Source organism: Kosakonia sp. CFBP8986 (genome assembly GCF_034044935.1).
GTDB lineage: Bacteria > Pseudomonadota > Gammaproteobacteria > Enterobacterales > Enterobacteriaceae > Kosakonia > Kosakonia cowanii.
This window is the reverse complement of the sequence record NZ_JAXCXB010000004.1, coordinates 98,641-120,417: the sequence shown is the minus strand read 5'-3', so window position 1 is coordinate 120,417 and position 21,777 is coordinate 98,641. Positions and strand designations below refer to the sequence as shown.

The window sequence follows — 21,777 nt, the reverse complement described above, 5'->3', positions numbered from 1 at the left end:
TTTATTCCGTAATAATAAGAAATCAGATAATACCCAGGCGGACCTGTTTCGCGGCCTGGCGTAATAACTTCCCGGTAAAACAAAAAGTAATGTAAGTGTAGATGGCTGATTAAAAGTTTCCAGCAAAGCGCAACGCGGAATAATTCGTTGCAGTTAATTTAATATCAATTTGAACGATTTTAGCGCTGCGCTTTTCGCCTCGCTAACATTGCCAGTCAGGCGTATTTAAGCTATCTAAATAATTTCCCTGTTGTTTTATTGCTGCCCTTAACAGGTCTATTTATGAGCCAGATGGCGCCCGCGCTGCCGCAAAAAGAGAGCATAGAATCAACGACATGGCGCTATGCCGTTGCCGGTAGCCGCGATTTGCGTATTGATTTAATGCGCGGTATTGCGCTGGTGATGATGGTGGTGGCGCATACGGAAGTGATGTCGATATTTAATATATTTTCGTGGGAGCGTTTTGGCTTAACGACCGGTGCCGAAGGCTTTGTTATTCTCTCCGGGTTTATGCTGGGGATGCTTAATCGGGCGCGGTTGCAAAAAGCGGCGCTATTAACGATTTGCTGGGGATTATATCTGCGGGCGTGGAAAATATATCGCGTTAATATCATCATCATATTGTCGATGCTGCTGCTCGGGTTTTTACCTTTTTTAAATGTATTTGAAGTGACCCACTTTACCGACCGTTTTTCTGGAACATCGTGGTCGCTTTATCCGGTGACGCCGCAAATAAAAGAGACATGGTTTAACATCGTGCTCTATTTGCAAATCGGGCCGCACCAGACGCAAATCCTTGGCCTCTATATTTTCCTGCTGCTATTAAGCCCGCTCTTTTTGGCGCTGCTTAAACAGGGCAGGGTGTGGTGGTTATTGAGCCTCTCCCTGCTGGTGTATGGCTGCTGGCAGCGCTGGCCAGTGCGGGTGACGGTGTCCGAGTTTGAGTTCGCCTTTCCGCTGCTCGCCTGGCAATTTATTTTCGTCCTTGGCATGAGCTGCGGCTGGTACAAGGCAGAACTGCTCTCGCTGGCGCGCACGCCGCCGGGCAAAGTGGTGATTGTGGCGCTGGTGATCGTTGCGCTGATTTTAGGCTTCGTTGCCCAGAACCACACCAACCCCTTTATGCCGCCGGAACTGCTGATGCATGTGATTCCACCTGCCGATTTCAACGCGTTTTACCACACCTGGGCGGCGAAAAACGGCCTTGGCCCGGTGCGGGTGCTGAATGATATCAGCCTGATGGTGACGGTCTATCTGCTGTTGACCTGGTGCTGGCGGCCCATCTATCGCCTGACCGGCTGGTTTCTTATCCCGCTGGGTCAGCACTCGCTGTATGTCTTTATTCTGCATGTCTATGTGGTGCTGGCGGTGAGCCAGTTCGTCACCTTCGATCTCTGGCGACAGGCGTGGATCGTCAACACGCTGGTGCATGCGGCAGCGCTCGGCGTGCTGTGGCTGCTGGCGAAATACAATGTTGGCGCGCGCTGGATACCTAACTGAGGAAAGGCTTAATGCGGGAGAGATATTTACTGGCCTGCGCGCTGCTCGCTGCCTTACCGGCAGCAAATGCGGCGCAAAAGAGTGAAGCGGAGAGCGAGTCGTTGCGTGACAGCAATGGCGACCCGGTGCAGGTCGGCGTCTTTACCAGCCGCTGGGGGCGTCTTTTTTCCGGTAATAACAAGCCCTTTTCCGGCGCGCTCAGCTTTGGTACAGGCCTGAAAGAGCAGTGGGTAACTATCCCGAATAGTTCCAGCAGCGCCGAGCAGAAAAGAAAGGTGAATCAGACCGTTAACCTGAGCCTGCAATACTCACCCTACAGCTTCTGGTTTGCCAATATCACCACCCGCGTGCCGGTGACCGATACCAGCCGCTACACCACCGATTTCCGTTACAGCTTTGGCTATGACGACTGGCATGCCAACACCGTCAGCCTGGTCTACAGCAACTATGGCGATAACCACTTCTGGACGTCGGGCAGCAAGCGCAAAACCTATTTTGAACAGGGGGCGGTGACGCTGGCCTATAAATTCTCACTGCCGAAACCCGTTGAAAATAAGCTACTGATTAACAAAGGCGATTCACTGATTTGCCAGGTCGGCTACAGCTGGGTGCCGCGTTACTACGATCTGAAGAGTAACGATATTGAGCAGAACAAAAACGTGGTGCTTGGCGGCTGCGGTTACACCTTTAAACAGCACTTCTTTGTGCGCGCTACCGCCTTCTGGTTCCCGGATCGCAGCCAGCAGCAGCCGTGGAACGGCGATTACAGCTACAGCTTTGGTTATGCAGGCTACACGCCGGGTTCCTTCTCGTTGCAGTACGCCAACTTCGCCGGCACGCGCTACCCCGGCCATAAGAGCGGCAATGGCAAATTCCGCGAAGGGACCGTCAGCCTGATCTGGTTTTTACCGTTATAAGGAGCCGCCGTGGCCCAACAGCATGTGCTTGTGGTGGAGGATTCGCCCATTTATCGCCGCCTGCTCTCACGCATGCTGGCGCAGTGGGGCTATGTGGTCAGCGAAGCGGAAAACGGTGTCAGCGCGCTGGAGATGCTGGCTACCTCACCCGTCAGCATGGTGATAAGCGACTGGGAGATGCCGGAGATGGATGGCTTAACGCTGTGCCGTGAAATCCGCGAACGGCAGTTTGGCCACTATATCTACCTGATTTTGCTCACCGCGCGGGAAAACCCCGGCGACCTGGCGCAGGGGTTCGATGCGGGCGCGGATGACTTTCTCAGCAAGCCGGTGGAGCAGAGCGAGCTGCGCGCGCGGCTGCATGCCGGTTCGCGTATTCTGGCGCTGGAGGCGACGCTGGCGGCACGCAACGCGCGGCTCAGCGAGGCGTTACAGCAGATTGAGCAGGATCTGCAAGCCGCGGCGCGCATTCAGCACTCGATTCTGCCCGCCCATCAATTGCGCTATCACGACTACTTTTCCGACTGGCTGTTTCTGCCCTCCGCGTGGGTCTCCGGCGATGTGTTTAACCTCTTTCAGCTAGACGACCATCTGGGGTTTTACTGTGTTGATGTCTCGGGTCACGGCGTCGGTGCGGCGATGATGTCCCTCGCGGTAGCACGGCAGTTTTTGCAGGGCCGCGTGGTGGAGCGTTTCCTCTTTTCTGCTGATGGCAGCGTCGCTTCGCCCGCAGAGGTGGTGCGCATGCTTAATAGCCGCTTTTGCAGCGAAGAGGCGGAGATCATGAGCTATTTCACGATGATCTACGGCGTTATCCATTTGCCGAGCGGCAAAGGCAGGCTCTGCCAGGCCGGTCATCCCACTCCTTTTATTGTCACCCCCGCAGGCGAGGTCACGCCGATTGGCAGCGGCGGCGCACCGGTTGGGCTGATGCCCGATCTCAACTGGGATGATGTTGATTTTGAGCTACGCCCCGGCGAGCGGCTCTGCCTCTTTAGCGACGGCATAACTGAATGTGAAAACCCCGCAGGCGAGCAGTTTGGCCCGCAACGCTTGCAGCAGTGGCTGCAACAGCACGTTAATGAGGCAATCGGCGCGCTTCTGCCACAATTCGGCCAGCACTTAACCGGCTGGCGCAACGGCGAGCAGATGGCAGATGATGTTTCCCTGTTAATTATTGAGCGAAATGGAGAGAAGTGATGAATATCGATAGCGAACGTCAGCCGCAGGTGACGATCCTTACGCCGGCGATTCGACGGCTGGATGCCTCCGTTTCAGCGGCTTTTAAAGAGGCGATTGCCCGCGAGATGGGTGATGAGCCGCGTGCGCTGATTGTCGATTTCAGCAAGGTCGATTTTATTGACAGTAGCGGCCTCGGCACGCTGGTTTCATTAATGAAGATGATGAACGGCAAAGGCGAAATGGTGCTCTGCGCCCTCAACCCCGGCATTAAAAATATGTTTACCCTGACGCGCATGGACCGCATTTTTCGCATCAGCGCGGACCGGGCCGCCGCTCTGCAACTGCTTGGGCTGTGAATTATGGCTAGCGAGATAACTTTCCCCGCCTCGCTCACCGCGCTCTCGCCGCTTGCTGAGTGGCTGAACGCGCAGATGGCCGCGTTGCCGGTGGATGAGGGCTGGCGTTTCTCTCTCGATCTGGCGGTGTGCGAAGTGGCGACCAATATTATTCGCCATAGCCTGCATCAGCAGGCCGCAGCCACCTTTAGCATCGCGTTTGCCGCCAGTGCGCAGGAGGTGCAACTGACGTTTCGCGATAATGGCGAGCCGTTTCCCGCTGAACGCTTACTGGCGGCACAGCAGGAAAATGGCCTTGAGATGGCACCGGATCTGGAGAGCGGGCGCGGGCTGAAGCTGATCCTGCTCAGCGTTGACAGCTTTACCGTACAGCGCCAGGCCGACGTTAATATCGCCACGCTGTGCAAAAAATGGGGAGTTGAAGAGGCGAGCGGCTAACTCGTATGCTCGGGGCTCGGGTTAAGCGCTAACGGGAGCCATAGCATGCGCATTGATGAGACAAGCCAAAACGGGCCAACGCTGCATATTCTCTGCGGCAAAATTGCTTCCGGAAAATCGACCCTTGCGGCAACGCTTGCGCAAACGCCGGGCAGCGTGGTGCTCAGTGAAGATAGCTGGCTGGCACTGCTGTTTAAAGAGTCGATGCACAGTGTAGAGGATTATGTGCACTACTCCGCGGTGCTTAAGCGGGCGATCAAGCCCCATGTCATCGCCCTGTTACAGGCCGGGGTAAATGTGATCCTCGATTTCCCCGCCAATACCGTTGCCAGCCGTCAGTGGATGATGTCGATTATTCAGGATGCCGGGGCGCAACATCTGCTGCACTATCTCGTGGTAAGCGATGAGGCCTGTAAAGCGCGCCTGCGCCAGCGTAATGCGGCGGGCGAGCACGATTTCGCCGCCACCGATGCGCAGTTTGAGTTGATTACCCGCTACTTTGTGCCGCCTGCCGATGAAGAGGGCTTTAAGGTGCGCCGCTATTAGGAAGAGCACCGGTAAACACCGGTGCCGTTGGTCAGGGTTAGTGGCGTTTTTCCAGCGCTTCCCATAAGCCGTGCAGATAGGTGACGCCGAGCGCGCGGTCATAGAGGCCATAGCCCGGACGCCCGGTTTCGCCCCAGATAAAACGGCCGTGATCCGGGCGAATATAGCCATTAAAGCCGTTGTCATGCAGGGCTTTCATCACCTCATACATATCGAGCGAGCCGTAGCGCGAAAGGTGCGCCGATTCGTAGAAATCCTTATCCTGAATCAGCTTGATATTGCGCACGTGGGCGAAGTGGATGCGCCTGCGGCGGGTAAACTCGGCGAGAATCTCGTAGACGTTATTATCCGGATCTTCGGCGATGGAGCCGGTGCATAAAGTGATGCCGTTGGCCTCAGAGTTGACGGCATTACAGATCCAGTCAAGATCGTCGCGGTTTTTCACAATGCGCGGCAGGCCGAAGATAGAGTAGGGCGGATCGTCCGGGTGGATGGCCATTTTGATGCCGACCTCTTCGCACACCGGGATCACGCGCTCAAGGAAATAGACCAGGTTCTGGCGCAGTGTGTTCTCATCGACATCTTTATATTTGGCAAACAGCTCCTGTACTTTCGCCAGCCGCTCTGGCTCCCAGCCCGGCAGCGCGAAGCCGTTAGAGTTCTCCAGCACCTCTTTCACCACTTCATCCAGCGTTTTATCGATGCCTTTTTTCTCAAACGCCATGGTCACAGAACCGTCCGGCAGGACGTAGTTCATCTCGGTCTTCATCCAGTCGAACACCGGCATAAAGTTGTAGCAGATGACTTTGATGCCGATCTCCGCTAAATGGCGGATGGTTTGCTGGTAGTTGGCGATAAAGCGATCGCGGCTCGGCAAGCCGATTTTGATGTCATCGTGAATGTTGACGCTCTCAATTACCTCCATTTTTAACCCGGCCTGCTGAACCTGATCGGCCAGCGCGCGCACTTTATCCTGCGGCCACACCTCGCCGACCGGAACGTCATACAGCGCGCCCACTACGCCTTCAACGCCTGGAACCTGGCGAATATGCGCCAGCGGAATTTTATCTTCGACTGGCCCAAACCAGCGCATTGTCATTTGCATGCTTGTTACCACCTTTATTAGTCCATGGCTTTAACTGCCATACTAGTATTGATAGTAACGCGCAGTTCGCTATCTTTTTGCGATCCTCTTCACACAACCCATTTTCGCGTTACGCTGCTTATCTAACGTTTACGTAATGCTGACAAAAGTTTCTAAATAAAGCCTTGCGCCCTAAGCCATAACCGTGCGTTAATGACTCGTCGGTTTGATAAATCATTATCTCCAGCCAGTAGTCCACTAAAGTCTCTCTCATCTCTAAGTACCTCGATAGTTACTTCTTTTTGGGTCTCTTTACACGCTGATAAATAATGCCTCAGACCATTGCCGCCTAAAAAGGCCACTAAAACAAAAGGGTAACAAACATGTCTAATAAAATGACTGGTATCGTAAAATGGTTCAACGCTGAGAAAGGCTTTGGCTTCATCACTCCTAAAGATGGCAGCAAAGATGTATTCGTACACTTCTCTGCAATCCAGAGCGATAACTACCGCACTCTTGATGAAAATCAGGAAGTTGAATTCACCATTGAAAATGGTGCGAAAGGCCCAGCCGCTGCTAACGTAGTGCCGCGCTAAGGACGATTTTATTACGAACCATATCCATTTCCGCTGCCCGTGCTGTCACGGGTCGCAATACAGAGTCTCCAATTTTGACGTGACTGAGAAAAACCCGGCCGGTGCCAAATGTATTTTTTGCAAATCTGCAATGATGACATTTGATAATATCGCCGCGATTATGCAGTCAAACCACGTTACGATGGAATTCCGTAAATAATAAAAAGGCCAGTTTACTGGCCTTTTTTTATGCCTCTTTTTTACTCCCCGACTAACATAATCATTTTTACCGAACGATTACTGGTTAATTGCCAGGTCATCTGCCGGTAGTGCAACTCTCCGCGCTGTGCATGCATAAACACCCGTTCGCCGCCTTCGCGCACTACCACCTGCTGGCGCGACCAGAAGGTGCGAAACAGCTCGCTCTCACTACGCAAACTCTCAACAAAACTATTCAGGGCCCGATCGTGCGGATAGTGCATCGCATCGGCGCGCAGCTCCGCCACAATGCGGCTGGCGCGCGGCTCCCAGTCGGCCACCAGCGTGCGCGCCAGCGGATGACGGAACATAAAACTCATCATATTCGGCTGCGGATCGCTGTCCAGCCAGCCGCTGAAAAGCGCTTCGGCTGCCCTATTCCACGCCAGCATTGTCCAGGTTAAATCGAGCAGATAGCAGGGGCACGCCATCTGCTGCACCGAGGCCAGCACCTCTTTTTCCACCGTCACCACATGCTCTTCCTGCGGATCGTTTTGCCGCGCCAGATGGAAGAGGTAATTTCGCTCCGTTGGCTTCATTCTTAATACGTTGGCGATATTCGACAGGGTTTGCGGCGAGACAACAATATCGCGCCCCTGCTCAATCCAGGTATACCAGGTGGTGCTGATGCCGCTGAGCTGCGCCACTTCTTCTCGCCGTAACCCGCGCGTGCGCCGCCGACCTTGAGCGGGCAAACCAATGTCCGCAGGCAGGGTGTTTTCCCGCTGGGATCGTAAGAACTCGCCCAGCGCTTTTGGCCCGGCAAAGAGGGTGTTTTCCATGGGTGGTACCTGCTAATACCAGTATAAGTAGCCATATTGTACCCCTATAAAAAGGGTCGTACAGTCGCAACTGAGCCGGTTTGTCGTCATCCATCACGAAAAGGAAAAAGAGCATGGCCGTAAATCATCATCAGTTAACGCAGCAGCAGTTTGGCGATCGGGCGCAGGCCTATTTAAGCAGCCAGGTACATTCCCAGGGGGAGGATTTAGTGCGTCTGGCGCAGTGGCTGGGTGAAAACCCGGCGGCCTCAGTGCTCGATTTAGGCTGCGGCGCAGGGCATGCCAGTTTTGTTGCCGCAGGCGTGGTGCGCGATGTCACCGCGTATGATTTATCAGAGAAGATGCTGGCCGTTGTGCGCCAGGCCGCCAGCGATCGCCAGTTCAGCAATCTGCGCACCGTTCACGGCGCGGCAGAAGCGCTGCCCTTTGCTGAAGGCGAATTTGATGTGGTAATAAGCCGCTACTCGGCGCACCACTGGCACGATGTGCCGCAGGCGTTACGTGAAGTGCAACGCGTGTTGAAACCCGGCGGGAAGTTCATTCTGATGGATATCACCTCGCCGGGCCGTCCGGTGCTGGATATCTGGCTGCAAACCATCGAAGTGCTGCGCGATCCCTCCCATGTTCGCAACTTCTCGCCGGGGGAGTGGTTGCAGATGACGCAGCAAAACGGCCTGCTGGTGGAGAAGCTGGTCACCGGCCGCCTGGCGCTGGAGTACACCTCCTGGGTTGAGCGTATGCAAACCCCGGAGGTGCTGCGCGCGGCGATCCGCTACCTGCAACAGACCACCTCTGATGAGGTGAAAAGCCATTTTGCTCTCGACGAGCAGGGCAGTTTCACCTCCGACACGTTGATGTTTCAGGCACAGGCTTAAGCCGCATGCGCCCGCGTTCCGGGCGCTAAATTTCGCTAAGCACTTCACGAATACGCTGCGCGATATAGCCGACGTGGGTTTCCAGTGCAAAGTGACCGGTATCAAGTAACTCAACCACCGCATTGGGGTTGTCACGTTTATAGGCTTCAGCTCCCGGCGGAATAAAGAAGGGATCGTGTTTGCCCCAGATGATCAACGCTGGCGGCTGCACCGCGCGGAAGAATGCCTGAAATGCGGGGTAGCGGGTCAGGTTGTTGGCATAGTCGAGAAAGAGATCCAGCTGGATCTCGCGGTTCCCCGGGCGCTCCATTAACAGCGCGTCGAGCTGATATCCCTCTGGCGCGACGCTCGTCGGATCGCTTACGCCGTGCAGATATTGCCACTTTGTCCCCTCCAGGTTGAGGATGGCATCATTCACCGCCTGGCGATTCGCGGCAGACGGCTCATCCCAGTAAGCCCGCACCGGCGCCCACGCATCGCCCAGCCCTTCAAGATAGGCATTACCGTTTTGTGAGATAAAACCGCTGATGCGCTGCGGATAGTGCACCGCCAGTCGTAAGCCTGTCGGCGCGCCGTAATCGAAGACATAGATCGCAAAGCGTTGCAGATCGAGCGCATCGACAAAATCGATCAGCGTCTTCGCAAGCCCATCAAAGGTGTAGAGATAATGGCGATCCGCAGGGACTTCGGTAAAACCAAAGCCGGGGAGATCCGGGGCGATAAGATGAAACTTATCCGCCAACAGCGGGATCAATTCACGAAACTGGTGGGACGAACTGGGGAAACCATGCAGCAGCAGTAAAGTCGGGTTCACCGGATCACCGGCTTCGCGATAAAAAACCTTCACGCCGTCAGCTTCGACAAACTGATAGCGAACCGGGAAATGGGTATTGCCAGCCATAATCACTCCTTCTCTGAAACCGTTAAAATGATATTTAAAAGGTTACGACGAAATGGAGTATGGCGTAGCTTTGTAACTGTGTAAAATTAATTTTATCGGTTACAATGCGCAGCACGCAAACTTCAGGAGCCACGATAATGACCACTTCAACCGCCACAAGGCCTGACGGCCCGTGGTTTATTGCCGATGAGCGGGCGCTGGATTTTATCAATACGCTGGCGATGGCTGAGCACTCGCCCCATGACTTTTTGCAGTCCGATGAGGATGTGCTTCTGTGGCTAAATCATGTGGGTTTTGCCGCCGCAGCCATAGGTGAACCGGGCGAGCTGCTGGCGGCTGCGCGCGCGTTGCGCACCACGATCCGGGAGTTAGTGACGGCGAAAAAAAGGGGAGAGACGCTGGCGCTGAACGCGCTCAATACCTGGCTGGCGCAGGCGCAGAGTTATTTGCAGATAAGCGATGATGGCGGAGAAACGCTGCGTGTTGAGCGCAAATATAAGCTCACTACACCACAACAGGTGCTGGCACCCATTGCGGAAAACGCAGCATACCTGCTTGCAGAAGGGGAGTTTGCCTACGTTCGCCAGTGCGAGCACCCTGAGTGCACACTCTGGTTTTATGATAAAACCAAAGCGCACCGCCGCCGCTGGTGCAGCATGGCCTTATGCGGTAACCGGGCAAAAGTGGCCCGGTTTCGCGCAAAAAGCTGACTGCCAATGCGCCCGGCGCGTCGTTTCGCGCCGGGTGTTGATCCTTAACGCGGGATGATCTTTTCCTGTTTCAGGCGATCAAACAGCGCAAAGAAGGAGTCCGGCGTTGAGCGGTAGCCAGTAAAGCCCGCTTTGCGGCTTTTGCTCATATCCGTAAAGGCTTCCATCGGGCGACCGAGGTCGGCATCTGTATGCCACCAGGAGGCCAGCTTGTTGATATCCGCTTCGCGAAGCTGATACTTTTCGGCGATCTCCGTCCAGGCGGCCTGCGCCTCCTGCATGCGGTTTTCCAGCGGCATCATGCTTGCCGGGTAGGCCGCCGCTTCAATGCCGAAATAGGCCGCCAGCTTCGGCCACAGCCAGTTCCAGCGGAAGACATCGCCATTCACCGCGTTGAAATCTTCATTCGCCGCCTGCTCGCTCTGCGCCGCCCAGCTCAGCTGCTCGGCCAGCAAACCGGCATCGGTAACATCCGCCAGCCCGTTCCACTGCTCGGGTGAGCCGGGGAAGATAAACGGCCAGCCTTTTTCACGGCACAGCGTGGCGTAGACGGCGAGCGTCTGGCCCATATTCATCGCATTGCCGAGGGCATAGCCAATAATGGTGTGCGGGCGATGGACGCTCCAGCGGTAGCCATACTTTTCCGCTCCGGCAAAGAGTTCATCTTCCTGCGCGTAGTAGAAGTTCTCCACCGGCTGGCGACCCTGCTCCTCGCGGAACGGCGTGACCGGCACAGCACCTTTACCGTAAGCTTCGAAGGGGCCAAGGTAGTGTTTCAGGCCGGTCACCAGCGCCACGTGGCTGCCGTTAAGCCGCTCGCCGAGCGCCTCAATCACGTTTTTGACGATGGCACCGTTGACGCGGATATTGGCCTGCTCATTCTCCTGGCGCGACCAGACACTGAAGAAAAGCGCATCAGCCTGCACCTCTTTTAACGCCTCGTTGACGGCTGCCGTATCGGTGAGATCGGCGGTCAGGCTTTCGCACCCGTCCGGGATTGCGCCACGGCCGCGCGACAGGCCGCTGACCTGCCACCCTTCGCCTTTAAGTTGTTCTGCCAGTGCGCGACCAATCACGCCACTAATACCGACTATCAATGCACGTTTTTGCATAGGGGGCTCCTTTTCTTTATCAGCTTTAAAGCCTAATAGAGAATTTAATTCTTATCTCTGCTATTAATTCACATCATTCATAACCTCAATTCAGTAATGCCATGAGCGATCAACGTCTGAAAGATATCGTCCCTTTTGTCGCCAGCGTCGAAGAGGGAAGTTTTGCCGCCGCCGCAGAGCGCCTGCATCTGACCGGCTCGGCGATCAGCAAAAGCATCAGCCGGCTGGAAGCGCGCCTCGGTTCGCGGTTGCTGGAGCGCACCACCCGCCGCCTGACGCTGACGGATGCCGGGCAGGCCTATTTTCAGACCTGCATTCGCATCCTTGAGGAGCTGGCGGAAGCCGAATCGGTGCTGGCGGCGCACCGCTCGATCCCTTCCGGTCGCCTGCGGCTGGCGGTGCCGACCACCTACGGGCGGCTCGGCGTGATGCCCGCGCTGATCCCCTTTTGCCAGCAGCACCCGGAGATTGATCTCAGCATCACCTTCTCTGACCGCTTTGTGGATCTCTTTGATGAAGGCATTGATGTGGCGGTGCGTATTGGGCTGGGTGGCGACTTACCGGTGTCGATTGGCCACCGGCAGCTTGGGCGGGAAAAGATGGTCTTTTGCGCTTCGCCTGACTATCTGCGCCGGGAAGGCACGCCGCAAAACGAGGCGCAGCTGCTCCGCCACCGGGCGATCCTCTATGAGCGCGTCGATGGCAGCAGCAAACCCTGGTTATTGCTGACGGAAGATGGACACCCGGAGTGGCGCAGCGTGCCTTACCGCATGACGCTGGGCGATGTGGATGCGCAGCGCCACGCGCTCTGCGCCGGGCTGGGCGTCGGGCAGATGCCCACCTGGCTGGTGCATCAGCAGTTAGCGCGCGGCGAGCTGGCCATCCTGCTGCCGCACCAGCAGCCGGATGGGTTGCCGTTAAGCCTGGTCTGGCCGCGGCGTAAACAGCTGCTGCCAAAAGTCGATGCGCTCTTAAGCGCGCTCGAACAATTAGTTATCGCACCGCCGCTTGCTCTTGACCCATGACAAGGCGGAGGGGGGCGCTCTCTTTTTATAATCAGCGCCGTTTCCCTTCTCACTGGTGTGGATCTATGGCTTACCAACTCAACCTCAACTGGCCGGAATTTCTTGAGAAGTACTGGCAGAAGCAACCTGTGGTGCTGAAAGGCGCATTTACCAATTTTGTCGACCCGATTTCGCCCGATGAGCTGGCAGGCCTGGCGATGGAGCCGGAGATCGACAGCCGCATTGTCAGCCACGTCGACGGCCAGTGGCAGGCGTGGAACGGTCCTTTCGAGACGTTCGATCACTTAGGCGAGCGCGACTGGTCCCTGCTGGCGCAGGCGGTAAACCACTGGCATGCGCCTTCCGCCGAGCTGGTGGAGCCGTTTCGCGTGCTGCCCGCCTGGCGCTTTGATGATCTGATGATCTCCTACTCCGTGCCGGGCGGCGGCGTTGGCCCGCATATCGACCAGTACGATGTCTTTATTATCCAGGGGATGGGCAGCCGCCGCTGGCGCGTGGGCGATAAGCTGCCGATGCGCCAGTTCTGCCCGCATCCGGCATTGCTGCATGTCGATCCTTTCCAGCCAATCATTGATGAGGATCTTGAGCCAGGCGATATCCTCTACATCCCACCGGGTTTCCCGCACGATGGCTTTACGCATGAGACTGCTTTCAACTACTCGATTGGTTTTCGTGGGCCGAACGGCCGCGATCTGATCAGCAGCTTTGCGGATTACGCGCTGGAAAACGATCTTGGCGGTGAGCACTACAGCGATCCGGATCTCACCTGCCGGGAACATACTGGCCGGGTTGAGGAGCATGAGCTGGCGCGCGTGCGCAGTATGATGATCGCCATGATCAACGACCCTGAGCATTTCACCCGCTGGTTTGGCAGCTTTATTACCACGCCGCGTCACGAGCTGGATGTGGCACCGGAGCCGGATGATTACCCGGTCGATGAGGTGATCGGCGCACTGAAAGAGGGGCAGAGATTAACGCGTCTCAGCGGGCTGCGCGCCCTGCGCGTCGGCGAGCGGTTCTTTATCAATAGCGAATGTCTGGAGACCGCCGAGCCGCAAGCCGCCGATGCGCTCTGCCGCTACACCACCATTGGCGTGCAGGAGTTGGGTAGCGCGCTGGATAACCCGGCCTTTGCCGACGAGCTGACCTGGCTGGTCAATCAGGGTTACTGGTATTTCGAGGATTAACGCCACGCGGCGCGATCTTTTGTAGGCCGGATAAGCACATTCCAGGCGGTTACGCGTAAGCCGGATTAGCACATTTCATGCAGTTACGCGTAGGCCGGATAAGCGCAGCGCCATCCGGCATTTTGCCCTTGTACAGGTGCCGGATGGCGGCTTTCAGTCTTATCCGGCCTACATTCCAGGCGGTTACGCGGAAGCCGGATAAGCACATTTCACGCAGTTACTCGTAGGCCGGATAAGCGCAGCGCCATCCGGCATTTTGCCCGTGTGCAGATGCCGGATGGCGGCTTTCAGCCTTATCCGGCCTACATTCCAGGCGGTTACGCGTAAGCCGGATAAGCACATTTCAAGCAGTGACGCGTAGGCCGGATAAGCGCAGCGCCATCCGGCATTTTGCCCGTGTGCAGTTGCCGGAAGGCGGCTTTCAGCCTTATCCGGCCTACGACTTATCTGGCGACAATAAATCGCTTCTCGTCGTCGATAAACGTCTTCTCCTCCGCGGGCGCGAGGATGGCACCAAAATTCATCTCGGCGCGTAACGTCCAGCTCTCGGGAATATTCCACGTTGCACGCACATCGGCATCAATCAACAGGTGATAATGCTGCAAATTGGCGCCAATCTGCTTATCCGCCAGCGCCAGCCACACCGCATATTGCGCAATGCCGCTGCTCTGCTCTGACCAAACCGGGAAGTGCTCGGCATAGGCAATGTACTGGCGTTGCAGGTGGCTTACCACCTCCTGATCCTCGAAAAAGAGCACCGTGCCGGCCGCCGCGCTGAAACCATCGAGCTTATCGGCGGTGGCGTGAAAACTCTCCGCCGGGATCACATTGCGCATTTGCGCGCGCACCAGTTCCCAGAAGCGTTCATGCTCATGATCGAGCAGGATCAGCGCGCGTGAGGTTTGCGAATGAAATGCCGAAGGTGCCTGGCGGATCGCCTCCTTGATCGTGGCGATCGCCTCTTCGTGCGATACCGGCAGATCTTTCCCCAGCGCGTAGATCGAGCGGCGCGCTTTCGCCAGCGCGAGAAACATCTCCACGCGCGGAACGAGGGTCTGTACGTTGAATACCGTTTCCAGCAACGCTTGCGGCGCTACGGCGGGCGGAACCACCTCTGTACGGGCGATAGTCGACTTCAATATTTGCTGAAACGGATCCATAAACAGCGCTCCTGTTCTGAGCAGTAACGGTGAAAGTAGCAAAGTTATCTCAACACACGCCGATAAGATTCCATTCAACAAACAGATGAAAGAAAGCGCGGTATTTAACGCCGCCTTGCGCGCGCGTGCTCAGTGAAAAGGTTAACGGAGTTATTTGCCGTCAGCTATTATTATCCGTCGTGGCGAACGGAGCCGTTTCTGACGCTTTTTTTTACGCAAATCTGTGGCAGACCATCTTCTCTTTCATCCTGCATTTGTGCAGTGTAGAGCCTATGGCAAGTATTTATGCAGTCAATGATTCACCCCTTCATCACCTTCTCCAGCTGTTATTGAGCGCATAGTAGGTCATGCGGAACCAATGAAATGAATAATGATAAAAAAGAGCACGATCACAGGGATGAAGAGATCAGGCATCTGTTTGAATTATTAAATAATAATTCAGACTGGGTCTGGGAAGTGGATGCACAAGGGCGTTACACCTGGTCGTCAGACGTGGTGACGGATCTCCTGGGTGTTTCCCCGGAAGAGGTGATTGGCAAAACGCCTTTCGATTTTATGCCGCCAGGCGAAGCCGAGCGCGTCGCGGGGGCATTTGGTGCCATCGTGGCGGAGAAGCGCGCCTTTTCCGGGCTGGTCAACCGCAACCAGCGCGCCGATGGCGGCATTGTGGTGCTGGAGACCAGCGGCGTTCCGCTTTTCGATGAGCAGGGCGAGCTGCGCGGTTATCGCGGCATTGACAGAAATATCTCCAATCTTGGCGAACGTGTGCTGCAACTGGAGACCATTTACGACACCACCGCCGTGGCGCTCTGCATGATCGACAGCCGCGGGCATCTGGTAATGTTTAATAAAGCGATGGCGAAACTGCTCGGCGACAGTGCGCCAAAAGATACTCATTGCCATTTTCAGCAGCTGATGCCGGCGTTCTGGCCCTTCTTCGTTGCCGATTTTGCCTTAGCAAAAGCGGGCGGCGTGCCGCCGTCGCGCGAGCTGAGCTGGCATGAGCGCAGTTACGATATCCAGGCGGTGCCGGTGCGCGACGCGATGGACATTGTGGTCGGATTATCGGTCACCTGGGTTGATATCACCGAGCGTCGCCTGGCGGAGCAGAAGCTGGCAAACGCCAATAAGGTGTTGCAGCAGTATGCCCAGCACGATCACCTGACCGGGCTGTTTAACCGCCGCTATATGGATGAGCGCCTGCTGCAGGAGATTAACCGCGCCTTGCAGGAGGGGTTCCCGCTCTCGGTCTGCCTGGCGGATATCGACTATTTCAAATACTACAACGACTCGCAGGGTCACCAGGCGGGGGATGACTGCCTGCGGCTGGTTGCCACTACGCTGACCTCGGCGCGGCTGCGCAGCAACAACAATGTCAGCCGCTACGGCGGGGAGGAGTTTTTGATTATCCTGCCCGGCACCAGCCTGGCGCAGGCGATGCGCGTCGCCGAAGGGGTACGGCATGATATCAGCGCCCTCCGGCGTCCGCACGCCGCCAGCCCGACCGGCTTTTTGACCATCAGCATCGGCGTTGCAACCCTGCATAGCGATCTCCTGCCCCTTGATGAAAAACCGCTGCATATGATTGCCAGCGGGTTAATTCACCGAGCGGATACTGCGCTCTACGCCGCGAAAAAGCAGGGCCGCAATCAGGTGGTCTCTGCCAGAGATATGCCGACCACATCACAGGGCGCCTGACGGCGCTCTGTTACGACAGAGCCTGTTGCCAGTCGGCAATCAGATCCGCTTCATCCTCAATCCCCACCGATAAACGGATCAGTTGCGGAGTGATGCCGTTTGCCAGCCGCTGTTCGAGCGGAATGGAGGCGTGCGTCATGCTGAAAGGCTGGCTCACCAGGCTCTCTACGCCGCCGAGGCTCTCTGCCAGCGTAAACAGCTTCAGCTTCTGGATGATCTGCGTCGCGCGCGGATCATCCCCTTTCACCACCACCGAGATCATGCCGCCCGGCAGCGCCATCTGTTTGCGCGCCAGCTGATAGTGCGGGTGCGACTCCAGCCACGGAAACCACACCTTTTCAACCTGTGGATGCTGCTCCAGCCAGCGGGCCAGCGCCAGCGCGTTACTGCTGTGGCGCTCAACACGCAGGGACAAGGTGCGGATGCCGCGCAGGGTCAGGAAACTGCTGAAGGGATCGAGCACGCCGCCGACCGCGTTTTGCAAATAGCCCAGCTTCTCCGCAAGCGCCGGGTTATCGCCCACCACCGCGAGGCCTGCGACCACATCAGAGTGCCCGTTGAGGTATTTGGTGGCGGAGTGCACCACAATGTCGAACCCCAGTTCCAGCGGGCGATGGATCACCGGCGAGGCAAAGGTGTTATCCGCCACGCTCAGCACATTATGGCGTCTGGCGATCTCCGCAACCTGTTGCAGATCGACCAGCTTCAGCAGCGGGTTGGTTGGCGTCTCGACCCAAATCATCCGCGTTTGTGGGCGGATCGCCGCTTCCAGCCCGGCCAGATCGTCCGGTTTTACCCAGCTCACCTCAAGCCCGGCGCTGCGCCGACGCACATTTTCGATCAGGCGATAAGTGCCGCCGTAAACATCATCAATCGCCACAATATGGCTGCCGCTATCCAGCAGCTCCAGCACCGTAGAGATCGCCGCCAGCCCGGAAGCAAAAGCGTAGCCGCGCGTTCCGCCCTCCAGCTCGGCAATCGCCGTTTCCAGCGTATGGCGGGTGGGGTTGCCGCTGCGCGAATACTCATACCCGGTATGCTGCCCCGGCGCCGGTTGCGCGAAGGTGGAGGTGGCGTAAATCGGCGGCATCACCGCGCCGTGTTGGTCGTGAAAAACGCCGCTGTGGACGCTCTGCGTAGCCAGTAATTTCATCTCGTGTTCCTTATTGTTCCAGTCGATTACGCCAGGTTGTTAAGACATCGCTGCGGGTTATCAGGCCGACAAAGCGGCCGTTATCGGTGATCACCACCACCAGACCGCGATCGAAAATGTCACGCATGGCGCTTTCCGGCGCGTGTTTATCCAGCACTTCCAGATTGCGGGTCATTGCCGCCTTCACCGGCAGGGCGAAGCGCTCGCTGTCCCCTTGCACATGGCTTATCAGATCCCACTCATCAACCAGCCCGACAAGCTGGCCATTTTCCAGCACCGGGAGCTGCGAAATGTCATACAGCCGCATGCGCGCCAGCACCGTTGCAAGGCTGTCGTCGGGCGAGGCGGTTACCGTTGCCCCTTCGTCATGGCGAAGCGCAATAAAGTCCGTCAGATCGCCCTGCGACGGGCGCGTCAGCAAACCCTGCTGGCGCATCCAGTCATCGTTGAACATTTTTGAGAGATATTTATTGCCGCTGTCGCAGGCAAAGGTGACCACCCGCTTCGGCGAGGTTTGCGCCTGGCAGTAGCGCAGCGCCGCGCTCAGCAGCGTGCCGGTAGAGGAACCGGCGAGAATCCCTTCCTGTTGCAGCAGCAGGCGCGCGGTGGCAAAGGCCTCTTTATCGCTAATGCGAAACGCCTGACGCACACCGTCGAGTTGTGCCAGCGGCGGGATAAAGTCTTCGCCGATCCCCTCAACCAGCCACGCGCCGGGTTCGCCGTAGCGCCCCGTCTCCACCTGGTCAGCAAGAATGGAGCCTGCCGGATCGGCGAGCACAAATTCGGTGTCGGGAGAGTGTTCGGCAAACCATGCCTGCAACCCGCCGAGCGTCCCGCCGGAGCCGACACCCACCACAATGGCATCGATTTTCCCCTCCAGCTGCGCGAAGAGTTCCGGCGCGGTAGAGGTGGCATGCGCCAGCGGGTTAGCAGCGTTATTAAACTGGTCGATATAGAACGCGCCCGGGGTCTCGTCGGCGAGACGGCGCGCATAATCCTGGTAATAGGCCGGATGGCCTTTGTTCACATCGGAGCGGGTGATCACCACCTTCGCCCCCAGCGCGCGCAGGTGGAAAATCTTCTCGCGGCTCATTTTGTCGGGCACCACCAGCACCAGCGAGTAGCCCTTTTGCGCGGCGATCAGCGCCAGCCCAAGGCCGGTATTGCCCGCCGTGGCTTCGATAATCGTTCCGCCCGGTGCCAGCACGCCTTGCCGCTCAGCCTCAGTGATCATCGACAGCGCGACGCGGTCTTTTATCGAGCCGCCGGGGTTCTGGTTTTCCAGTTTTAAAAACAGTTCGCACGGCCCGGTCGGTAATTTGTGCAGTTGCAGCAGCGGCGTATTACCAATTAATTCAGTTACTGAATGAAAAAGTGACATAACCCATTTGCTCGCTAATCAGGGAAGTGAGCGGATGATAGGTCTCTCTTTTTGCGCTTTTAAAGAATCTTTGTTTGGTATTTAGAACGAATAGAAATATAAAGCACTGTTTAGCCATCGGGGCGGCAAGCCGTGCAGTCGTCTGGATGGGTATATCGCTAAAACGATGCTTTTTTAGCGCTTTTTTACCCATTATCTTTACCTGTTCGCCGTCGTTATGCGTTTTTCGGCAATCTTATGCTGAATAAATTCTTAGTTTGCGACGCCGCGTTATAACGCTTTTAGCGCTTTCTGCTATATCTAATGTCTATTTGGTTATTTGTATTATAACGCTGGCTGATTATTATCATCTGGACATCCATACTGCTAAACCGCCAAACGGAAAATACCAACGCATGATCGTCCTCAGGAATATCTCCAAGATCTTCGACCAGGGAAAGGCATCGATTACCGCCGTCGACAACGTCAATCTGACGGTTGAGCAGGGGCAAATTTATGGAATTATCGGTTACAGCGGTGCGGGCAAAAGTACGCTGATCCGCTTACTGAACGGGCTGGAAAAACCGACCAACGGCAGCGTGGTGATTAACGGCCATGACATCGCCGCCGCGCGTGGTGAAGCCCTGCGCCAGGCGCGCCTGAAAATCAGCATGGTCTTTCAGCATTTCAACCTTTTATGGTCGCGCACGGTAAGCGAGAACATCGCCTTTTCCATGCAGATCGCCGGTGCACCGAAGAAAGCGATCAACGCGCGCGTTGCCGAGTTGATTGAGCTGGTGGGGCTAAAAGGGCGCGAAAACGCCTATCCGTCGCAGCTGAGCGGCGGGCAGAAACAGCGTGTCGGCATTGCCCGCGCACTGGCCAATAATCCCGATGTGTTGCTCTGCGATGAAGCCACCTCGGCGCTCGACCCGCAAACCACCGATCAGATCCTCGACCTGCTGCTTGATATCAATCGCCGCTTTAAGCTGACGATTGTGCTGATCACCCATGAAATGCACGTGGTGCGCAAGATTTGCGACCGCGTCGCGGTGATGGAGGAGGGCAGAGTGGTGGAAGAGGGCGATGTACTGCAGGTCTTTACCCATCCGCAGCAGCCGATCACCAAACAGTTTGTGCGCCAGGTGAGCCAGTATAAAGAAGAGGAAGCCTTTAACCCGGATCTGAACAGCGATCTCGACGGCACGGTGATTAAGCTGACCTTTACCGGCCACAGCACCCATCAGCCGATTGTCGGTGAGCTGACGCTGCGCTACGGCCTGCCGTTTAACATTCTGCACGGCAAGATGTCGCAAACCGCGCATGGCGTATTTGGGCAATTATGGGTGCACGTGGTGGCCACCCCGGAACAACTGAACAACATTCTTACCGATCTCGGCAAGAGCAACATTGAGAGCGAGGTCGTGACCCATGGCTGAATCACTTTTTCCGCACCTGAAATGGGAGCAACTCTGGGCTGCGACGCAGGAGACGCTCTATATGACAGCGCTTTCGGGCGCAGCAACCTTCGTGCTGGGCATTCTGCTTGGGCTGGCGCTGTTTCTCACCGCGCGCGGCGGGCTGTTCCAGAATCGCGCGCTCTATAGCGTCATTTCGATTCTGGTGAACGTCTTCCGCTCGATTCCGTTCATCATTTTGATTGTGCTGTTAATCCCGTTTACCAAGGCGATTGTCGGCTCGATTCTCGGTGCTAACGCGGCGCTACCGGCGCTGATTGTCGGCGCGGCACCGTTCTATGCGCGGCTGGTGGAGATTGCGCTGCGCGAAGTGGATAAAGGGGTGATTGAGGCGACGCGCTCAATGGGCGCGCGTCTCAGCACCTTAGTCTTTCGGGTGCTGCTTCCCGAATCATCGCCAGCGCTGGTCTCCGGTATTACCGTGACGCTGATTGCGCTGGTGAGCTACAGCGCCATGGCCGGGGTGATCGGCGCAGGCGGTTTGGGCAATCTTGCTTATCTGGAAGGATTCCAGCGGAACCATAACGACGTCACGCTGGTGGCGACGGTGACCATTCTCATCATCGTCTTCATCATCCAGTTCTGCGGCGACGTGATTACTTCTCTGTTAGATAAACGATAACTATTGGAAACCAACAACATGAAAAAGACACTGACACTGATTGCCGCAGCTACCCTCAGCGTGCTGAGTTTCTCCTCCTGGGCCGATACGCTGACCGTTGGCGCCTCTAACGTACCGCACGCGGAAATCCTTGAGCAGGCGAAGCCGATTCTGGCGAAGCAGGGCATCGATCTGGAGATCAAACCGTTCCAGGATTACATCCTGCCGAACACCGCGCTGGCTGGTCGTGAAATCGATGCCAACTACTTCCAGCACATTCCGTACCTGAACAGTGTGCTGAAAGATCACGCGGGCGACAAAACCTATGATTTCGTTAGCGCCGGTGCGATCCATATTGAGCCGATTGGTATCTACTCCAAAAAATACAAGTCACTGAAAGATCTGCCGCAAGGCGGCAAAATCATCATGCGTGACGCGGTCTCTGAAGAGGGACGTATCCTCTCTATCTTTGAAAAAGAGGGCGTGATCAAGCTGAAGCCGGGCATCGATAAAGTGACCGCGCGCATCGACGATATCGTTGAGAACCCGAAAAAACTGAAGTTCCTGCCGAACGTTGAAGCGGCGCTGCTGCCGCAGATGTACAACAACGATGAAGGCGACGCGGTGGTGATCAACGCCAACTACGCGATTGATGCCGGTCTCGACCCGGTTCACGATCCGATTGCCGTCGAGAGCGGTGAAAATAACCCGTATGCCAATATCATTACCGTGCATCGCGGTGACGAGAAGAAGAAAGATATCGTGGCGCTGGTGAACGTGCTGCACTCAAAAGAGATTCAGGAGTGGATCCGCACCAAATACAAAGGCGCGGTTATTCCGGTAAACAACTAATCACCCCCGATGCGCGGTCGCTCTGGC

Annotated in this window: 24 protein-coding genes; 16 read left to right on the top strand and 8 right to left on the bottom strand. The window is 56.4% G+C overall.

The window, feature by feature from the left end:
• Nucleotides 1–282: 282 nt before the first annotated feature.
• From opgC to SOM48_RS10220, 6 genes are read left to right on the top strand one after another with little or no spacing between them, the layout of a single operon-like run.
• Nucleotides 283–1,500, top strand: a complete 1,218-nt coding sequence (gene opgC, locus SOM48_RS10245; protein ID WP_288882118.1) for an OpgC domain-containing protein — start codon at nucleotides 283–285, stop codon at nucleotides 1,498–1,500.
• A gap of 11 nt (nucleotides 1,501–1,511) precedes the next feature.
• A complete protein-coding gene (locus SOM48_RS10240; protein WP_076769160.1) occupies nucleotides 1,512–2,417 on the top strand; it encodes a hypothetical protein in 906 nt (301 codons plus the stop codon).
• 9 nt (nucleotides 2,418–2,426) lie between these two features.
• On the top strand, nucleotides 2,427–3,617 hold the full coding sequence (locus SOM48_RS10235; protein ID WP_320511880.1) for a PP2C family protein-serine/threonine phosphatase: 1,191 nt from the start codon (nucleotides 2,427–2,429) through the stop codon (nucleotides 3,615–3,617).
• Nucleotides 3,617–3,955 carry an STAS domain-containing protein gene (locus tag SOM48_RS10230; RefSeq protein WP_042718254.1) on the top strand — a complete coding sequence of 113 codons (339 nt, stop codon included), beginning with the start codon at nucleotides 3,617–3,619 and terminating at the stop codon, nucleotides 3,953–3,955. The genes SOM48_RS10235 and SOM48_RS10230 overlap by 1 nt, the downstream gene beginning before the upstream one ends.
• Nucleotides 3,956–3,958: 3 nt before the next feature.
• Complete coding sequence (locus tag SOM48_RS10225; RefSeq protein ID WP_139965704.1) at nucleotides 3,959–4,393, top strand: ATP-binding protein; 435 nt, start codon at nucleotides 3,959–3,961, stop codon at nucleotides 4,391–4,393.
• A 45-nt stretch (nucleotides 4,394–4,438) separates the two neighbouring features.
• A complete protein-coding gene (locus tag SOM48_RS10220; protein ID WP_320511879.1) occupies nucleotides 4,439–4,939 on the top strand; it encodes a P-loop nucleotide/nucleoside kinase family protein in 501 nt (166 codons plus the stop codon).
• A 37-nt stretch (nucleotides 4,940–4,976) separates the two neighbouring features.
• Here the strand turns inward: SOM48_RS10220 and uxuA are convergent, their stop codons facing one another.
• Nucleotides 4,977–6,044, bottom strand: a complete 1,068-nt coding sequence (gene uxuA, locus SOM48_RS10215) for a mannonate dehydratase (protein WP_076769158.1) — start codon at nucleotides 6,042–6,044, stop codon at nucleotides 4,977–4,979.
• A 362-nt stretch (nucleotides 6,045–6,406) separates the two neighbouring features.
• On the opposite strand from uxuA, the gene cspE reads away from it, so the two are divergent.
• Both cspE and ymcF read left to right on the top strand, forming a co-directional pair.
• Complete coding sequence (gene cspE / locus SOM48_RS10210) at nucleotides 6,407–6,619, top strand: transcription antiterminator/RNA stability regulator CspE (protein WP_023480861.1); 213 nt, start codon at nucleotides 6,407–6,409, stop codon at nucleotides 6,617–6,619.
• Nucleotides 6,620–6,629: 10 nt separating this feature from the next.
• Complete coding sequence (ymcF, locus tag SOM48_RS22680; RefSeq protein WP_076769157.1) at nucleotides 6,630–6,818, top strand: cold shock small protein YmcF; 189 nt, start codon at nucleotides 6,630–6,632, stop codon at nucleotides 6,816–6,818.
• Nucleotides 6,819–6,858: 40 nt separating this feature from the next.
• Here the strand turns inward: ymcF and SOM48_RS10205 are convergent, their stop codons facing one another.
• On the bottom strand, nucleotides 6,859–7,638 hold the full coding sequence (locus SOM48_RS10205) for a helix-turn-helix transcriptional regulator (protein WP_054803561.1): 780 nt from the start codon (nucleotides 7,636–7,638) through the stop codon (nucleotides 6,859–6,861).
• Nucleotides 7,639–7,751: 113 nt separating this feature from the next.
• On the opposite strand from SOM48_RS10205, the gene SOM48_RS10200 reads away from it, so the two are divergent.
• Entirely contained in the window at nucleotides 7,752–8,513 is a 762-nt protein-coding gene (locus tag SOM48_RS10200) for a class I SAM-dependent methyltransferase (RefSeq protein ID WP_320511877.1), read from the top strand.
• 25 nt (nucleotides 8,514–8,538) lie between these two features.
• Here the strand turns inward: SOM48_RS10200 and SOM48_RS10195 are convergent, their stop codons facing one another.
• The gene (locus SOM48_RS10195; protein WP_139567784.1) at nucleotides 8,539–9,414 is read right to left on the bottom strand and encodes an alpha/beta fold hydrolase; all 876 of its coding nucleotides are present in this window, start codon (nucleotides 9,412–9,414) and stop codon (nucleotides 8,539–8,541) included.
• Between the two features lie 137 nt (nucleotides 9,415–9,551).
• Here SOM48_RS10195 and SOM48_RS10190 point away from each other — a divergent pair, with 137 nt between their 5' ends.
• Complete coding sequence (locus SOM48_RS10190; RefSeq protein WP_320511876.1) at nucleotides 9,552–10,124, top strand: CGNR zinc finger domain-containing protein; 573 nt, start codon at nucleotides 9,552–9,554, stop codon at nucleotides 10,122–10,124.
• Nucleotides 10,125–10,168: 44 nt separating this feature from the next.
• On the opposite strand, the gene SOM48_RS10185 is transcribed toward SOM48_RS10190, so the two are convergent.
• Nucleotides 10,169–11,236, bottom strand: a complete 1,068-nt coding sequence (locus tag SOM48_RS10185) for an SDR family oxidoreductase (RefSeq protein WP_313276535.1) — start codon at nucleotides 11,234–11,236, stop codon at nucleotides 10,169–10,171.
• A 101-nt stretch (nucleotides 11,237–11,337) separates the two neighbouring features.
• On the opposite strand from SOM48_RS10185, the gene SOM48_RS10180 reads away from it, so the two are divergent.
• Together SOM48_RS10180 and SOM48_RS10175 are read left to right on the top strand one after the other, a co-directional pair.
• On the top strand, nucleotides 11,338–12,261 hold the full coding sequence (locus SOM48_RS10180) for a LysR family transcriptional regulator (RefSeq protein ID WP_313276536.1): 924 nt from the start codon (nucleotides 11,338–11,340) through the stop codon (nucleotides 12,259–12,261).
• A gap of 65 nt (nucleotides 12,262–12,326) precedes the next feature.
• Entirely contained in the window at nucleotides 12,327–13,448 is a 1,122-nt protein-coding gene (locus tag SOM48_RS10175) for a ribosomal protein uL16 3-hydroxylase (RefSeq protein ID WP_054803559.1), read from the top strand.
• Between the two features lie 443 nt (nucleotides 13,449–13,891).
• Here the strand turns inward: SOM48_RS10175 and SOM48_RS10170 are convergent, their stop codons facing one another.
• Nucleotides 13,892–14,482 carry a nitroreductase family protein gene (locus tag SOM48_RS10170; RefSeq protein ID WP_054804557.1) on the bottom strand — a complete coding sequence of 197 codons (591 nt, stop codon included), beginning with the start codon at nucleotides 14,480–14,482 and terminating at the stop codon, nucleotides 13,892–13,894.
• A 489-nt stretch (nucleotides 14,483–14,971) separates the two neighbouring features.
• Between SOM48_RS10170 and SOM48_RS10165 the strand changes: the two genes are divergently transcribed.
• Entirely contained in the window at nucleotides 14,972–16,306 is a 1,335-nt protein-coding gene (locus SOM48_RS10165; RefSeq protein WP_139567780.1) for a sensor domain-containing diguanylate cyclase, read from the top strand.
• Nucleotides 16,307–16,316: 10 nt separating this feature from the next.
• Here SOM48_RS10165 and SOM48_RS10160 read toward each other — a convergent pair whose 3' ends face one another.
• Genes SOM48_RS10160 through SOM48_RS10150 form a run of 3 tightly spaced genes read right to left on the bottom strand, consistent with a single transcriptional unit; the run spans nucleotide 16,317 to nucleotide 19,033 of the window.
• Nucleotides 16,317–17,459, bottom strand: coding sequence for a trans-sulfuration enzyme family protein (locus SOM48_RS10160; protein WP_128482171.1), 1,143 nt, complete (start codon nucleotides 17,457–17,459; stop codon nucleotides 16,317–16,319).
• Nucleotides 17,460–17,469: 10 nt separating this feature from the next.
• Nucleotides 17,470–18,840, bottom strand: coding sequence for a pyridoxal-phosphate dependent enzyme (locus tag SOM48_RS10155; protein ID WP_054804554.1), 1,371 nt, complete (start codon nucleotides 18,838–18,840; stop codon nucleotides 17,470–17,472).
• Nucleotides 18,815–19,033 carry a hypothetical protein gene (locus tag SOM48_RS10150; protein ID WP_139567778.1) on the bottom strand — a complete coding sequence of 73 codons (219 nt, stop codon included), beginning with the start codon at nucleotides 19,031–19,033 and terminating at the stop codon, nucleotides 18,815–18,817. The genes SOM48_RS10155 and SOM48_RS10150 overlap by 26 nt, the downstream gene beginning before the upstream one ends.
• Nucleotides 19,034–19,235: 202 nt before the next feature.
• Between SOM48_RS10150 and SOM48_RS10145 the strand changes: the two genes are divergently transcribed.
• The 3 genes from SOM48_RS10145 to SOM48_RS10135 are packed head-to-tail and all read left to right on the top strand — an operon-like array spanning nucleotide 19,236 to nucleotide 21,750.
• Nucleotides 19,236–20,258, top strand: a complete 1,023-nt coding sequence (locus SOM48_RS10145; protein ID WP_289745683.1) for a methionine ABC transporter ATP-binding protein — start codon at nucleotides 19,236–19,238, stop codon at nucleotides 20,256–20,258.
• Nucleotides 20,251–20,919 carry a methionine ABC transporter permease gene (locus tag SOM48_RS10140; RefSeq protein WP_023480933.1) on the top strand — a complete coding sequence of 223 codons (669 nt, stop codon included), beginning with the start codon at nucleotides 20,251–20,253 and terminating at the stop codon, nucleotides 20,917–20,919. Before SOM48_RS10145 ends, SOM48_RS10140 begins: the two co-directional genes overlap by 8 nt.
• A gap of 18 nt (nucleotides 20,920–20,937) precedes the next feature.
• Entirely contained in the window at nucleotides 20,938–21,750 is an 813-nt protein-coding gene (locus tag SOM48_RS10135; protein ID WP_076769153.1) for a MetQ/NlpA family ABC transporter substrate-binding protein, read from the top strand.
• The last annotated feature ends 27 nt before the right edge of the window (nucleotides 21,751–21,777 follow it).